This window comes from Flavobacterium sp. IB48 (genome assembly GCF_016405855.1).
Taxonomy (GTDB): Bacteria; Bacteroidota; Bacteroidia; order Flavobacteriales; family Flavobacteriaceae; genus Flavobacterium; species Flavobacterium ginsengisoli.
Genome location: NZ_JAEFCA010000007.1, coordinates 117980 through 134189, shown reverse-complemented (window position 1 = coordinate 134189; position 16210 = coordinate 117980). Strand labels below are relative to the sequence as shown.

At 33.4% G+C, this 16210-nt stretch carries 15 protein-coding genes; 7 read left to right on the top strand and 8 right to left on the bottom strand.

Annotation, left to right across the window (positions count from 1 at the left end; genetic code table 11):
• Positions 1-11: 11 nt before the first annotated feature.
• A complete protein-coding gene (locus JC605_RS19590; protein ID WP_198857793.1) occupies positions 12-641 on the bottom strand; it encodes a DUF1287 domain-containing protein in 630 nt (209 codons plus the stop codon).
• A 108-nt stretch (positions 642-749) separates the two neighbouring features.
• Here JC605_RS19590 and radC point away from each other — a divergent pair, with 108 nt between their 5' ends.
• The 3 genes from radC to JC605_RS19575 are packed head-to-tail and all read left to right on the top strand — an operon-like array spanning position 750 to position 2923.
• Positions 750-1439, top strand: coding sequence for a DNA repair protein RadC (radC, locus tag JC605_RS19585; RefSeq protein ID WP_198857792.1), 690 nt, complete (start codon positions 750-752; stop codon positions 1437-1439).
• Between the two features lie 3 nt (positions 1440-1442).
• Positions 1443-2129 (top strand): YjjG family noncanonical pyrimidine nucleotidase, encoded by a 687-nt coding sequence (locus JC605_RS19580; RefSeq protein ID WP_198857791.1) that lies wholly within the window; start codon positions 1443-1445, stop codon positions 2127-2129.
• A 2-nt stretch (positions 2130-2131) separates the two neighbouring features.
• Positions 2132-2923 carry a hypothetical protein gene (locus JC605_RS19575; protein WP_198857790.1) on the top strand — a complete coding sequence of 264 codons (792 nt, stop codon included), beginning with the start codon at positions 2132-2134 and terminating at the stop codon, positions 2921-2923.
• 14 nt (positions 2924-2937) lie between these two features.
• On the opposite strand, the gene JC605_RS19570 is transcribed toward JC605_RS19575, so the two are convergent.
• Positions 2938-4215 carry a replication-associated recombination protein A gene (locus JC605_RS19570; protein ID WP_198857789.1) on the bottom strand — a complete coding sequence of 426 codons (1278 nt, stop codon included), beginning with the start codon at positions 4213-4215 and terminating at the stop codon, positions 2938-2940.
• Positions 4216-4388: 173 nt separating this feature from the next.
• Here JC605_RS19570 and JC605_RS19565 point away from each other — a divergent pair, with 173 nt between their 5' ends.
• Positions 4389-5156 carry a rhomboid family intramembrane serine protease gene (locus tag JC605_RS19565; protein WP_198857788.1) on the top strand — a complete coding sequence of 256 codons (768 nt, stop codon included), beginning with the start codon at positions 4389-4391 and terminating at the stop codon, positions 5154-5156.
• A gap of 62 nt (positions 5157-5218) precedes the next feature.
• On the top strand, positions 5219-5716 hold the full coding sequence (locus tag JC605_RS19560) for a hypothetical protein (protein ID WP_198857854.1): 498 nt from the start codon (positions 5219-5221) through the stop codon (positions 5714-5716).
• A gap of 2 nt (positions 5717-5718) precedes the next feature.
• Here JC605_RS19560 and JC605_RS19555 read toward each other — a convergent pair whose 3' ends face one another.
• From JC605_RS19555 to JC605_RS19530, 6 genes are all read right to left on the bottom strand, one after another.
• Positions 5719-6522 carry a DUF2490 domain-containing protein gene (locus tag JC605_RS19555; protein WP_198857787.1) on the bottom strand — a complete coding sequence of 268 codons (804 nt, stop codon included), beginning with the start codon at positions 6520-6522 and terminating at the stop codon, positions 5719-5721.
• 53 nt (positions 6523-6575) lie between these two features.
• Entirely contained in the window at positions 6576-7310 is a 735-nt protein-coding gene (gene rlmB, locus JC605_RS19550; RefSeq protein WP_198857786.1) for a 23S rRNA (guanosine(2251)-2'-O)-methyltransferase RlmB, read from the bottom strand.
• Between the two features lie 79 nt (positions 7311-7389).
• The gene (locus JC605_RS19545; protein WP_198857785.1) at positions 7390-8610 is read right to left on the bottom strand and encodes a hypothetical protein; all 1221 of its coding nucleotides are present in this window, start codon (positions 8608-8610) and stop codon (positions 7390-7392) included.
• 22 nt (positions 8611-8632) lie between these two features.
• Entirely contained in the window at positions 8633-10099 is a 1467-nt protein-coding gene (locus JC605_RS19540) for a SusD/RagB family nutrient-binding outer membrane lipoprotein (RefSeq protein ID WP_198857784.1), read from the bottom strand.
• A gap of 3 nt (positions 10100-10102) precedes the next feature.
• Positions 10103-13357, bottom strand: coding sequence for a SusC/RagA family TonB-linked outer membrane protein (locus JC605_RS19535; RefSeq protein WP_198857783.1), 3255 nt, complete (start codon positions 13355-13357; stop codon positions 10103-10105).
• An 84-nt stretch (positions 13358-13441) separates the two neighbouring features.
• Positions 13442-15142 (bottom strand): hypothetical protein, encoded by a 1701-nt coding sequence (locus tag JC605_RS19530; RefSeq protein ID WP_233074174.1) that lies wholly within the window; start codon positions 15140-15142, stop codon positions 13442-13444.
• A gap of 183 nt (positions 15143-15325) precedes the next feature.
• On the opposite strand from JC605_RS19530, the gene rpsL reads away from it, so the two are divergent.
• The gene (rpsL, locus tag JC605_RS19525; protein ID WP_007136570.1) at positions 15326-15709 is read left to right on the top strand and encodes a 30S ribosomal protein S12; all 384 of its coding nucleotides are present in this window, start codon (positions 15326-15328) and stop codon (positions 15707-15709) included.
• 24 nt (positions 15710-15733) lie between these two features.
• A complete protein-coding gene (rpsG, locus tag JC605_RS19520; RefSeq protein WP_026727879.1) occupies positions 15734-16210 on the top strand; it encodes a 30S ribosomal protein S7 in 477 nt (158 codons plus the stop codon).

Below are 16210 nucleotides of genomic sequence, written 5' to 3'. Positions count from 1 at the left end.
AGTCTAATTATCTAATTAGAATTTTCATATTTAAAATGTCCAACAATTTTGTATTTAAATAAACAATCTTCTAAAACTTGTCCGCTGCCGACGTTATGAACAATTAAATTACGTTTTCCGTCATCTGATTTTTTATTAGTTACAATTCCAATATGCGGAAGTTTATCATTAATCATCCAAGTTACTAATTCTCCAGTTTTGTAATCTTTTGCGTTTTGAGTTACAGGTAATTTGGTTCCTTTTCTTTCAAAAAACACCTCTAGGTTCGGGACTCTTCTATGATCAATATTGGTATCGGTTTTTGTCATTCCCCATTTTTTTAAGTTTGGATAAAGAGAAAAATTTTCAACCATATCTTGATGAACTTCTTTTTGTAAATCGATATTTAGAACTCGATACGATCGTATTATAACATCTGTGCAAACTCCCTTGTTTTTTGGAACATCACCATTTGGGTAATCAATTTTGAAATAAGCAGGATCGTAATCAATCGAGGGATCAATTATTGAAATTGCGGCTTGAGATAATTTTTCGGCAAAAGTTTTAGGTTCGGTATAATTTGAAACAGCTGCGCTTTTGTTTTCTTTTTGGTGACATGATATAAAAAATAATAAAAGAAGGCAGTAAATTAATGGTTTCATTTTTAGGTAATTTAGTTTTTAAAGATACTAAAATTTAAGAAGGACTGATAAAAATTGAGAGATTTTTCTTCTTTTTTTTAAATATCTTCGCTTCTTAAAATTATTATTATGGAAGGAGGGCATTTCGCTATAAAAAATTGGTCCGATGATGATAAACCGCGTGAAAAATTAATGCTCAAAGGAAAAGATGCTTTAAGTGATGCTGAATTAATGGCTATCTTAATTGGTTCTGGAAGCCGCAATGAATCTGCTGTCGCTTTAAGTAAGCGAATTTTAGCTACAGCCAAAAATCTAACTGCTTTAGGAAAAATGACAATTTCTCAATTAATGCAATTTAAAGGTATTGGCGAAGCAAAAGCTGTTTCAATTGTTTCTGCTTTAGAGTTGGGTAGGAGGCAACGTATAGAAGATGTTGCGAAACCAAAAAAAATAACTTCAAGTAAAGCTGTTTTTGATATTATGCAACCCATTATTGGAGAACTTCCGCATGAAGAATTTTGGGTACTTTTTCTTAATAATTCAAACAAAGTGATTTCTAAATCCCAATTAAGTAAAGGAGGTATTGCTGGAACAGTTGTAGATATACGATTGGTTTTTAAATTAGCACTAGAGAATGGCGCTACAGCCTTGATTTTGTGTCATAATCATCCTTCGGGTAGTTTAGTTCCAAGTGATGCCGACAAACAAATTACTAAGAAAATTAAAACAGCAGGAGATATATTAGATGTTAAAGTTTTAGATCATGTTATTATTACTGAATCAAAATATTATAGTTTTGTAGATGAAGGAATTTTTTAATACATGAACACCAATATTACCGACATCTTTTTTGATTTAGATCATACGCTTTGGGATTTTGATAAAAACTCAGAAATGGCTTTTGATCGTATTTTTAAAAATAAATACCAAGAAATCGCAACTCAAGATTTTATTAAAGAATATATTCCGATCAATCAAGAATGTTGGAGATTGTATCAGAATGACAAAATTACGCATCAGGAATTGCGTTATAATCGTTTGAAGTTATCCTTTGATGCTTTGAATTATGTAGTTTCAGATGAGAATATTCTGGAAATTGCAAATGATTATATTGAGTTTCTTACTGATAACAATTATCTTTTTGATGGTGCGATTGAAGTTTTGGAATATTTGAAGCCAAAATATAAACTTCACATCATTACAAATGGATTTGCTCAAGTTCAAGAAAAGAAAATTAATAATGCTTCGCTTGGTGGTTATTTCAGTACAATCACAAATTCAGAATTAGCTGGGGTTAAAAAACCAAATAGTATTATATTTGATTATGCATTAAAATTGGCAAAAACTTCAAAAGAAAACAGCATTATGATCGGAGACGATTTTGAAGCAGATGTAAATGGAGCGTTGAATGCTGGTTTGGATGCTATTTTTTTTAATGAGAAAAAATTAGATATTTCGGGAAATTATAAACAAATTAACCATTTATTAGAACTAAAAAACTATTTATAATTATGAAAATTAAAATTTTACTTACTGCTCTTTTATGTTCAGTTGTTGGATTTGCGCAGTCTGTTAATGATTACAGAGCTGTAATTGTACCTCTAAGATATGATTTTATAAAAACAGATAATCAATATCGTTTGGCTACATTAACCAAATCAAATTTATTAAAAGGAGGTTTTGAAGCTTATTATACAAACGAGCAATTACCAGATGGACTTACAGATCGTTGTCAGGTTTTATATATAGATGTAAAAAAAGACAATGCTTTTTTGGTCACTAAACTTTTTATTGAATTAAAAGATTGTTACGGACAAGTAGTTTACACATCTGAAGTGGGTAAAAGTAAGGAGAAAGAATATGAAGTTGCGTATAAAGAAGCGCTAGATAACGCTTTTAAATCGATTTATGGATTGCACTATAAATATAGTGGCAAGTCTGTAGTGCCATCTAGAACTGTTGTGACACAAAAAAATACTGCCGAAACTTTGGCGGCTGCGACAGTTGCTCCTGCAGCGGCTGCAGTAAAAGTAGCGCAAGCAAATCCAGTAGCAGCGACTGTTTCACCAGATTTAAAAGATCCTAATTTATTATATGCCCAACCAACAGAATCTGGTTATCAATTAATAGATAAAACTCCAAAAGTAGTTATGAAGCTTCTTAAGACTTCTCAACCAAATGTTTACATCGCGATAAAAGATAATGTTCAAGGTTCTTTGATTTTGAAAGAAGATGGACAATGGTATTTTGAGTCTTATCAGAATGACAAATTAGTTTCAGAAAAAATTGTAGTTAAATTCTAAATACAAAATACGGTTTAATAGCCGTATTTATCTTTCCAACGGTTCTTTAGAAATTCGCGGGTACTATTCTCTCTAGAATTGTTTCCAGGATTGTAAAGAACCGTTTCTTTTATAGCATCTGGCAAAAATTCTTGTTCTGCAAAATTATTGGCATAATCGTGAGAATATTTATATTCGTCTCCATAACCTAATTCCTTCATTAATTTGGTAGGAGCATTTCGTAAATGAATAGGAACAGGCAAATCGCCAGTTTGCTTTACTAACTGTTGAGCATTGCCAATTGCCATATAAGAAGCATTGCTTTTTGGCGAAGTAGCCAAATAAATTGCACACTGACTTAATATGATTCGGCTTTCTGGATATCCGATTGTTGTAACAGCCTGAAAAGTATTATTAGCCATTATCAGTGCAGTTGGATTAGCATTACCAATATCTTCGCTTGCGAGAATTAGCATTCTTCTAGCAATAAATTTTACTTCTTCGCCGCCTTCAATCATTCTGGCCAACCAATAAACGGCTCCATTAGGATCACTGCCTCGTATAGATTTAATAAACGCAGAAACTATATCGTAATGTTGTTCGCCAGTTTTATCATAAAGAACCGTGTTTTGTTGTACAAGTTCAAAAACGCGATCGTTAGTAATTGTAATTTCATCACCAGCAGAAGCATTAATGACGAGTTCAAATACATTTAAGAGTTTTCTTCCGTCACCACCAGAAATACGCAATAATGCTTCTGTTTCTTTTAAATTTATTTTTTTTGTCAATAAATAGGCATCAGTTTTCATTGCACGCTGCAAAAGAGCTTCTAAATCGGCTTTTGTAAAAGCATTTAGTATATAAACTTGACAACGTGACAATAATGCAGGAATTACTTCAAAACTGGGGTTTTCGGTTGTAGCACCGACCAATGTTATCCAACCTTTCTCGACAGCAGCTAAAAGTGAATCTTGTTGTGATTTACTAAACCTGTGGATCTCGTCTATAAATAGAATCGGATTTTTAGCCGTAAAAAGTCCGCCACTTTGTTTTGCTTTTTCAATAACATCGCGAATATCTTTTACACCAGAATTTATGGCACTTAGAATATAAAACGGTCTCTTTGATTCTTGCGCAATAATTTGTGCCAAAGTTGTTTTTCCTGTTCCTGGAGGTCCCCAGAAAATCAATGAAGGAATTATCCCTTTTGAAATTTGCTGTGTTAAAGAACCGGTTGGACCAACCAAATGTTGTTGGCTTATATAATCTTCTAATTTTTGCGGACGAATACGCTCTGCTAAAGGTGCTTCCATATTACAAAATTACTATTTTAAGATTTAAATTTCATTCATTCAAAAGTTAAAACAGTTCATGGAGAGATCGATTGTTCTGATTTGAGACAATTCTTTATCTTGGTATGACAAAATATCAGTAAATTATTTTTGGATAGTTTTTTGAGTTCTGTTAGATGTTATTTTCTAAAAATATGAGCGACACTAATTTTAAGTTTTCAAATTCGGTTATTGGACTTCCATTGTTTTTTGTCCTTTTTTTATGGATAATATATTGGCTTCAGATTCGCTTTGATTTTGATTTTTACCGATTCGGAATTTACCCTCGCGATTTTATTGGACTGCGAGGTGTTTTCTTCAGTCCATTTATTCATGAAAATTTAGATCATTTATACAATAATAGTATTCCGCTTGTAATACTATTGGCGGCAATGCAGTTTTTTTATCCAAAACAAACTTTTGGAGTTATAAGTTATGGAATAATATTTTCAGGATTGATTACTTGGGTAGTAGGAAGAGAGAATTTTCATATTGGGGCAAGCGGATTAATTTATGTTTTGGTTAGTTTTATTTTTTTTAAAGGTATTCAGACTAAATATTATAGATTGGTTGCATTATCCTTAACTGTGATTTTGCTTTATGGCGGAATGATATGGTATGTTTTTCCCGATGTTGATCAATCTATTTCTTGGGAAGGGCATTTAGCGGGACTTATTACAGGTTTTGTTTTGACTTTATTTTACAAAGCGCCCGAATATGCAAAACCAATTGTTTACGATTGGCAACGTCCAGATTTTGATCCTAGTCTTGATCCTTTTATGAAACATTTTGATGAAAACGGAAATTTCGTTACTTTTTCTCATGAAGACGAAGAGGAACAAATTCAGTATTTTTCGTCAAGCCATCCTGTAAATTATATTGTAATTAAAAAAGCTGAGCAAGAAGAAGAAACCGACCAGTAATTTTCTTTGAAATAAAAAGAGTAAATTTGTTAGACTAACAATTTATTTTTAGCATTATGAAAATGAAGTTTGTCGTTTTATTTTTGTTTTTTGTTTTTAATGCGAAAGGCGTTGCTCAATGTGAAATAAAGAATAGGGTGCAGGCAGATGGCAGTATGATCTACTATTTTGAGCCAGCAGCTTTTTACACTACAAAATCAAAATCGCTGAAAATTAATATTGTTACAGACAAAGAACATTATTTCGTAGCACTGCAGCCCACGCCTTTTCCTGATAAGAAAGAAGGGAAAAAAATTAAGGACGATTTAATAATTCTTCTAGCAGATAACAAAACATATAAGCTAGCACATTACGATACTCAATATCGACGTAACGATTCTATAATGCAGGTACTTTATTTGATTGACGATAAAGATCTCGATGCGTTTTCTAATTACGAGGCTGTAAGTGCAGATATCAATATGCAGGGAACTGAATTTGTGCGAAGCTATAATTTTAAGCTTCATAAAAATGCTATTGTTGAACAGCTTAAATGCTTTTTGAAGAAAGAAGAAAACTAATTTTATTCTTCGTCTTTTACTTCAGGATGTTTTTTGGCTTCAATTTTCTTTTTAAGGTTTCGAAAAAAATTATTGAAACTTATAGTAAGCGAAGCGGCGTTGGTTGTTTGGTTTCCATTATTTCTTGGAAGATATTCGTTGCAATACGTTAATTCAACCTGAAAATCATCTGTAAATAAATAGCCGGCACCAATATTGAATCGATTTCGATCAAAAAAACTTTCTCCAGTAACATTTGCTCCAGATTTAAAATAGAGTTCATCTGATGCAATCACATATACGACTCCGCTTCTTAAAAATTTACTGTTAATGGGCTGTATATATTTAATCTGTTGTCGATATCTAAAAACGTTTTCATATTGATCATCATCATTTTTAATATGACGATATTCAGTACGCATTCTTGTACTTAAAGTGTAGCCTGTTTTGTGAAAATAATAAATGCCTTGAAGAGCAAAGCGCCATTCGGGAGATTCGAACTGACCAATTTCGGGAACATCTCTATTGCTGAAATAGGCAACAAAGGCGGAGAGTTTCCATCTGGGAGAAAAGTAATAATGTCCCCAACCTCTAATGGATCTTTGAATAGTGTTTTCGAATAAATTTGGAGATGATTCGGAACTGCTATAAGCTGCAGCAAAATCAATTTCGGTTGCCCACTTTTTGCTTAAAGTCTGATTGAACTGTAATTCATTCCAAAACTGATTATACGTAGTATTTTGTCCGTAGCTGTTTGTAATTAATAGAATTACAAACAGGCATCGGAATATTGTAATTTTTGATTTTGAATTAGATTTTGAAAGCATTAATTAAAGGTATTTAATTATTTCATTCGCATCTTAATCTCTCAATGTATTTTTTAGATTCTTTGTCTAACAGCTTCGTATAGAAAAGCACCACAGGCAACAGATACATTTAAGGATCCTATTGAGCCGAACATTGGTAGCTTAGCTTTTTCGTCTACTATTTTTAAAACTGAAGGATTTATTCCTCGGTCTTCAGATCCCATAATAATAGCTAATGGTTCTGATAATGATATGTCATATATGTTTTGATCTGTTTTTTCAGTTGCTGCTACTGTTTTAATTCCAGAACCTTGCAAATAGAAGATAGCATCTTTTATATGTTCAACTTTGCAGATAGGCACATTGAATACAGCTCCAGCTGAAGTTTTAACAGTATCACCGTTTACAGGAGCTGAACCTGCTTTTTGTATAATGATTCCATTAACTCCAGTACATTCTGCTGTTCTAATAATAGCGCCAAAATTTCTAGCATCTGATATTTGATCTAATATTAGAAAAAGAGGCTTGCTGCCAGACTCAATTGTAGATTCTACTAAATGCTCTAAATCAATAAAACCAATAGGAGAGATGGTTGCTACTGCACCTTGGTGATTATTTGGTGTAAGACGATTTAATTTTTCTACAGGAACATAAGAGAAGTTTACGTTTGCACGTTTCATTACCTTCATTAAATCTTTCATAAGTTCACCAGAAATGTCTTTCTGAATGAAAACTTTATCCACTTCTTTTCCTGCTTGAATCGCTTCTATGATGGCTCTAATGCCAAATATTTGATGTTCTTTTTCCATTGGACAAATATAGGTAATGTTTATATAAAAAAAAACCATCCCAATTTGGGATGGTTTAGTTTCATTGTTAAAAGAAGAATTAGTCAGCTAAAACTCCTTCTTTGTATGAGAATTTCAATTCTTGACTTGTAGTTCCTTGAACTTTGTCAGTAATTTTGATGATTCCAGTGTAAAGAACATCTTGGAAATCTGGATCTGATTCAGTTCCAAAGTTTACTGATCTTGTGATTTTGTAAACAATAACATCACCAACTGCCAAATTAGTTAAAGATGTAACTTTAGTACCTGCGTTGTAAGCATTCTCAGCAGCAAATAAGTTAGCAGTTGAGTAGTTTACAGTATTGTCTTTTACGAAATCGATACTAACTCCTTCTGATGTAGCGAAACCAAATGGGCTAACGAAATCAATTTCAGAAGCTTCATGGTCTCCAGTTTTGAAACTGAATGTTGACTCACTATCAGAAATGTTTCCATTGTGAGAAGCACCAAATACTTGATCAGCAAAAGTTACTGTTGTAGTAATCTCATCTGTTTGAGTACCTGAAGTTATAATAAATTTGTAAGTAATTTTATCTCCAGCAACAATTCCACCATAAGTAGAATATGGATAACTATTCAAATCTATAGTCTGTTTAGTAGCAGGCAATGTTCCAGGTAAATTAGTAAATGTACCAGTATCATTTTTAGACCATTGTCCAACAATACTTGTGATTGTTGTAGCAGCTTTAGTAAGTGGAGCGATATGCACTTCATAAGCAGCTGGATCATTAAATTTGATTGAAGAGATACCACTTGAAGTACTGTTTACAAGATCTCCATCAGCGTTTACTACTTGCCAAGTAATTGCTTTTCCAACTACTAAAGAAAAAGGAGCTCTTGATGTTGTTCCATCAGAATAAGTTGCAAGAATTGCTAATTCAAACGTTCCTGTTTTTCCAGTTAAAGTTGTTACACCACCTTCAGTTACTGGGAATTTATCGAAACTTCCTAATGTAGAAGTATTGAAAGTAGCTTTTCCTTCACTTAAAGTTGCATCTGCTACTTTGTCTCCAAATACGATAGGATCTGTTGGAGGTGTTTTTGCAGCATTTTTGAAAATTTCAACTTTAGTCACAGTTACACCTTCTTTAGTGTATGTGTTAAGTGGCAGGTTGTAGTTGTTATCCAAACGACTTATACTAGTCGTTGTTGGAACTGCATTACCTCCTGTAGTTGCAAATTCCATATTGTCATCTGCAGAACATGAAGCTAAAGTTGCAATAAATGCAAATGCAGCTATCTGTTTAATGTATTTTTTCATATTTGTACTGTTAAATATAATATTAGTGTTTGTCCCAGAAAAGTTTAGTAGTTACAGCATTGTTACCCAATTTTGCAACTGCAGCTTCTAAGTTTGCAGCGTTTAATGTCTGCTCGATTCCTGGATAAGAGTAGCGTTTTGGAACTTCAGTGATGTCACCAAATGTTACAGGTGGCGCAACTAAAGCAGGGAAGTCTAATCTTCTGTAAGAAGTCCAAGCTTCAAAACCTCTATTATAGTAAGCAATCCAAGATTGTTCTCCAATTTTTTGTTTCCAAGTTCCTGTTGCAGTAGCATAAGCTACGTCAGATCTTGTTAAGTAAGCAGCGATATCACCAGCAGCTACACCCCAATCTTGTAAAGATGCAGTTACAGCAGCATTATAGTGAGATTCAGCAGTACCTCCAACAGCGATACCTCTTTCTACAGCTTCAGCTAATAAGAATTCAACTTCAGAATATGTAAAAATTACACCTGGATAAACTGGATCTTTAATAGTTTCAGTAATGTGAGAGAAGTTTCCGTAAATATTAACTGTTCCGTATACACCACCTTTGTATTGTCCTGATCCTTCTGGGTACTCAGTGAAGTATTTAGATCTTCTTGGGTCAGAAAGAGCATTCAATTTGTTAACAAATGTATCAGCAGGAACGAAGTCATTACGTCCACTAGCTACTAAGTCAAGATATAACGGGTTGTTATTTGTTGTATTTGTAGCGTAAGGCATGTAAGCGCCATCAGCACTAGATGTGATTAATCCATCTTCTTTAGCTGCTAAAGCTTGTGTGCTAGCATAAGCGTGATCAACGTCATCCATCATGATAGCCATTCTGAAACGAAGAGAGTTAGCAAACTTAGCCCATTTTGCAGTGTTACCACCGTAAATAAGGTCAGCACTACCATAACTGTCAGCAGATTGATCTAATTTATGAGATGCATTAGTTAATACAGTAAGTAAATCTCTGTAGATAGTTTGAGCATCATCATATTTAGGTTGTGGATGATTTTCAATATCTAAAGCTTCTGTATAAGGAACATCTCCAAAAGTATCAACTAAGATACCGTAGCAGTAAGAAGTTAAAATGTCGATAATTGCAAGTTTATTTTCAATTACCACTAAACCATCAGCAGTTCCAGTGTAGCTTGCTTTTTGCTCTAGCAAAAGTGTTTTAGCTTCTTTAAAATCTCTTAGTACATCACGGTAGTAAGTAGCCCAGTGACGATCTGGAATTGTACGTCCAGTAAGGTCATATTGAGTTTCTTGTGGGTATTGTACTTCTGTCCATTGCTGAGCATATAATCTGAATACGTTGAAGTTAACAGATGTGCTAGTAACCTGATCCATCATGAATTTCTCTGCATTTGTAAATAAAAATTCAGGAGAAGTAGTGGTAGGGTTTTTTGTGTCTTGGTTCATGTTCCCAAAATCATCAGAGCAAGATGAAAATAAGGCAATGAACGATATTAATATTATTAGTCTATTTTTCATAGCTTAGAATTTTATTGTTAAGTTACAACCAATATTTCTAGTTGTTGGTAAAGAACCGATAGAAAGTCCTTGAGATCCTACGTTAGATCCTAATCCACTTTCTGGGTCTGCATCTGGAAGATTCTTTTGGATGATCCATAAGTTAGATCCGATAAGTGAAATTCTAGCATCAACTAATTTCATTTTTTGAACTAATGAAGATGGTAAAGTATAAGTAATGTTTACCTCTCTTAATTTGATAAATCCAGCATCGTAAACAAATTGACTTCTTGGTCCGTTAGTGTAAGCATTTGTAATAGCTCCACCTGTAGAGTAAGCAGTTCTTGTTGTGTTTGGAGTTCCATCAGCGTATACACCTGGAAGGATAACACCACCACCATTTACTAAACTGTTTCTTTTTGGATTTCCAAGGTCATTGTTTCCACCTGTTTCATCAGTTAAACCAGTTCCAACTCCGTACCATTGGTCAGTAGAGAAAACATCTCCTCCGTGTTTAACATCGATTAAGAAGCTGAAAGATAGGTTTTTGTATGCGAATTTGTTGCGGATACCTCCAATCCAATCAGGATTGATGTTTCCAATAATATTGTTTGTAGAAGTATTGATTACATATCTACCAGTTGCTGGGTTAACGATTCTTTGTCCGTTAGCATCATAAGTGTAATCTGTTCCTTTCAATACACCAAATGGTTGTCCAACAACAGCATTTAAAGTTACTGTACCAGGGAAAGAAGATACTTGTAAGTTACTTACACCATCAGCCAAAGCTGTAACCATGTTTTCGTTTTTAGACCAGTTCACATTAACATCCCAAGAAAAACTGTTTGTTTTAATAGGAGTAACGTTGAATTGAACCTCGATACCTTTGTTTTCTACTGTAGCAGCGTTAACATATTTAGAAGTGTAACCTGTAGCAGTTGAGTAAGGTACTCTTACAGCTTCTCCGTCATTCACGTTTTTGTATAAACTCACGTCAAATCCAACTCTTCTGTTTAAGAATTGCATCTCAAGACCGATCTCTTGTGTATTAGTTTTAATAGGTTTAAGATCTGGATTGTTTTTAATAGAGTTTACAGAATACATTTGGTTATTGTTGAACGGATCGTATTTTGTATAAGTATCAACCAATGCTAATGCAGGTGTTCCTAGTGGGCTTTCAGAGTAACCTCCTCTTAATTTACCAAAACTTAACCAGCTAGCATCAATGTTTTTAGAGAAAACCCAGCTACCAGAAACAGAATAACTTGGGATGCTATTGTCGCTTGCAGGCAAGTTTGAGAAAGCATCTCTACGAGCAGTTGCATCGATGAAATATGTATCTAAATATCCTAAAGAAGCTGAAATGTAGTAACTGTTAACAGAAGCTTTAGTTTCTCTTTCGTATGGGTATGGGCTTGCAGCTTTAGAGTTTGATAAACTGTAAATACCAGGGATAATTAAACCTCCTTGAGTAGAAGCTGTAATTTGGTTGAAATAAGTGTTTCTTATTGTTCCCCCAGCTACTCCACTTAAACTAAAATCTTCTCCGAATTTTTTGTTGTAAGTAAGAATCAAGTCATAGTTTTGTTCAGAGAAGTTACCATTGTAACGTTGGTATCCTGAAGTCTCGTCAAGAGCATTGATACCAAAAGTTTTTGCAACAGATCCTACAGCAACTCTTTCTTCACGAATCTCAGAATAAGTATCTGTAGAGATTTTTCCAGTTGCAGAAAGCCAGTCTGTAATTTTGTACGTTAAGTTTGCATAACCGATAAAACGATTTCTACTATCGTTTTGGTAGTTTTGGTAACGCTCAAAGTAAGGGTTGTTCCAGTATGCAGGAGATCCATCGTCAACAGAAGTTCTGTTCCAAGTGATGTTTTGTCCGCCTGAATTGTTGTATGCTTGTTGTAATTGTTTAATATCAACGTTTGTTTGCCACCATTGACGGAAACCAGAAACTAAGTTGTCGCTGTATCCTGTCATGTTTCTACCAACTGTTTGTTGTGCAGAAAAGTTAGCAAAAGTACTTAAAGACAATCTGTCTGTAAATTGGTGGTTTAATTTTAAACTGAAGTTATTTTTTCTTAATTCACTATTAATTAAAACACCAGTTTGGTCAGTATTTGTATAGTTAAATACAACATTTGTTTTTTCATTTCCATCTTCAAAAGAGATACTGTTCACTAAAGAAAGTGAGTTTTTGAAGAAAGTGAAAGGATCGTTTGCAGCAGCTTGCCATGGAGTTGCTTTTCCGTAGTTAGCATTTCCTGGGTATGCAGAGAATGCATCCCATTGGTAAACATTCAATGAAGGATCAAAACGGTTACCTACAGAAGCATCATCTCCCATAAGAACTACTCTATCATTTACACCGTCACCATTAATATCTTGTGTAGTGTCAAAAGAAGCACCGTATCCAGCTCCATAATTTTTTTGGTATTTAACGAAAGTGCTTTTGTCAGGACTACCAGTTACTACTTCAGAAGAAACAGTGATTCCTAATCCTTTTCTAGCTTTACCTTTTTTAGTTGTAATCATTAAAACCCCGTTACCAGCTAAGTATCCGTATAATGCAGAAGCCGCAGCACCTTTTAATACGTTCACACTTTCGATATCTTCTGGATTAATGTCCATCGCGTTATTACCGTAGTCAAATCCTCTAGATCCTGATGATTGAGCTGTTGTTCCGTCGTTTGTGTTGTTAGCGTTGTTGATTGGCATACCATCAATAACGATTAACATCTCATTACTTTGACCAATAGCTTTAACCCCTCTAGAAATTGCACTTGTAGAACCTCCAAAGTTAGTGTTTCTTGTAATGTTAACACCGGCAACTTTACCAGAAAGTTCGTTTAAGAAGTTACCACTAGAAGTACCATTTCTTAAATCTCCTCCTTTTACCTCTTGTGTTGCATAACCAAGAGATTTTTTCTCTCTTTTAACACCTAAAGCTGTTGTTACTACAACGCTTTCAAGTTCTTGAGCATCTCCAGCCAATTTTACGTTAACTGTTGATGAAGTTGCAGCTATTTCTTGAGTTTTCATCCCAATGTAGCTAAATACCAATACTTGGCTTGATGATGCTTTGATAGTATATTTACCATCAAAATCGGTTTGCGTTCCAGCTTTGGTTCCTTTAACTAATACACTAACACCTGGTAGAGGCATCCCTGCATTGTCAGAAACTGTTCCCGAAACAGCTCTTTCTTGCGCAAAAGAAAGTTGCGCAACTAGTACTAATAAAAGCACTAAGAATCCATTGAACTTTAGTTTCATTTTTAAATATTTTGAATTAGTATCGCAAAACTCTTAATAATTTGTTAACTTTCCTAATAAATAAAAATCTTTTTTTGGTAAACTTTAAAATTTAACATTATAACATATGTTTACGATAGTGTTATATAATTGTATTTCTTGCTGATTTTCCTGACCATTCGTGAGAATAATTCGTAAAATTCCGTTTTTTGTTTGTATTCCTGCACCTATCCCGATTCCTATTAAATTCTTAATTTTTTTAGGATTTGAAATATTGGTTAAGTCTTGATATATAGCGTAATCCGTAATTGAATGAATGTATGCGCTTTTTGAAAACATATATCGATATTCTGTAAGAATTGCTGAATAAAAGTTTGCTTGAAGACTATTTTCTGAAAATCCTCTAATTGAGTTCATTCCGCCAAATCGAAATAATTCGTTCGAAATGTAATTTTTACTGTCTAAGTAAAAATTTTGAGAATTTATGTTAATGTAATTTTTGCTATTTAGTTCAAAATTATATGTTGCATTTAAATTTAGGTAGAATTGTTTGCTTGGATCTGCGGTCTCAGGATCATTATTTGTTTCTCGTTTTCCAAAACCTACGATTGTGCTTAAAAAAGCTTTTCCAGGCATTAAGTTATTATTTGGATCTATTCTTTTGTATTCATATGTGGATGTCAGATAGGAGTTATTGAAATCGCTAATTGTAGAATTGTTGGCGTTTTGAATATCGCTCGATTCGGTTGACTGATAACCAAGATAGATTTTAGAATTGTAGTTTAAATAATAGCCGAGATTAATATCTGTTTTTGTATTCTGAAAAGTACTGTCTTGTTTAAAAATGTTTAATTGTGCCTTTATTCCAAGTGGTGATTGAAATAGATATGGAATCTCAAGCTTTGTGTTGAAAGTTTTTTGTTGATTTCCGTCGCTTTTCCAGTATAAGGAAAATTTTTCGCCAGCTCGAAGTATATTGGTTAATGAAATATCTAGGTAGCCATTTAATATTAGCTTTTTGTTTTCGTCATTAGAAAAACCAATATAGCCATCAAAATTGTTTGCTTTCCTTTTGTCAAGATAGGTATAGACTTTGGTTGAGTCTGGTGTAAATAAAATTTCTGGGTATTTAGGTTGAGAAACAAACTCAAAGCTATTGATGTCATCATGAAGTTTTTTGACAGTTTCTTGATTGAAAGTTTTGTTTAGGTATTTTTTGTTTAGTTGTTTTACTGCTCCTTTCGGAAAATAATCTTTTAAAGCAGGATTGGTATAATTTATAATAATGGAATTTAGGGTTCGTTTTTTTTCGGAATTAAAATTTAAGTCAGCGTAAATTATCGAATTCTTTTTTTTGATATTTTGTAGTTTGATTTTAGAAAATGCAAAACCTGCTTTTTCATTCTCTGATATTTCTTGATTTAAGAAATTTTCAAGTTCTGAATAAGGTATAATTATGCTGTCATTTTCTGTTTTTTTTGACTCATGAGAAAAATTATTTATACCTATATATATATGTACTTCTTTTATTCTGTTTTTTAGATCTATTAAAACGTTATATATGGTGTCGTTTGTTCTTTTGTTTTCCAGTACTTTAGAGTCAATATAGCCTTGTTTTGCAAGTCTGTTTATTACTGTCGTAATTTCGCTGTTTATTGATTTAATATTTGGATGTTTTTTTGTGTAAGAAATCGAGTCAATGGTTTGATTCTGTTTTTTATTAATTCCGTTTATATTAAGGTAGAAAGATTGCGCAAAACAATTAGCCGATAAGAGAAAAATGAGTATGTAATAAAATTGTTTCAAAAAGCAATTGTTTTGTTAGTTAAATGTAAAGCAAATATCTAATGTTTCTTTGTTAAATCATAGATATAAATAATGTTGTTGAAAATTAATGATTTAACGTTTGTATACTGAAAAATATTTTATACATTTGCAACCCCGTAAAAAGCGGGAATTTAATAAACATAATAATTTTTAGTATTAATTATGCCAACAATTCAACAATTAGTAAGAACAGGAAGAACTCAGATCACTAAGAAGAGTAAATCGGTTGCTTTAGATTCTTGTCCTCAAAGAAGAGGGGTTTGTACGCGTGTTTACACTACTACACCAAAAAAACCAAACTCTGCAATGCGTAAAGTTGCGCGTGTACGTTTGACAAATGGTAATGAGGTGAATGCTTACATCCCAGGAGAAGGACATAATCTACAAGAGCACTCGATAGTATTAGTGCGAGGTGGAAGGGTAAAAGATTTACCAGGTGTTAGATATCATATCGTTCGTGGAGCGCTTGACACGTCAGGAGTTGCAGGAAGAACGCAAAGAAGATCTAAGTACGGTGCTAAACGCCCAAAAGAAGCAAAAAAGTAATTTAAAAACTTTTAAGAAAAAGACATGAGAAAAAGAGCGGCAAAGAAAAGACCACTTTTACCGGATCCAAGGTTTAATGACCAATTAGTTACACGTTTTGTGAACAACTTAATGTGGGATGGTAAGAAATCTACAGCTTTTAAAGTATTTTATGATGCAATTGATATCATCGAAACTAAAAAGCAAAATGATGAGAAAACTTCATTAGAGATCTGGAAAGATGCTTTAACTAACGTTATGCCTCACGTAGAAGTACGTAGCCGTAGAGTTGGTGGAGCTACATTCCAAATCCCAATGCAAATTCGTCCAGACAGAAAAATTTCTATGGCAATGAAGTGGTTAATACTTTATTCTAGAAGAAGAAATGAAAAATCTATGGCACAACGTTTAGCTTCTGAGTGTTTAGCTGCTGCTAAAGAAGAAGGTGCTGCGGTTAAGAAAAGAATGGATACTCACAAAATGGCAGAAGCTAATAAAGCATTCTCTCACTTTAGATTTTAA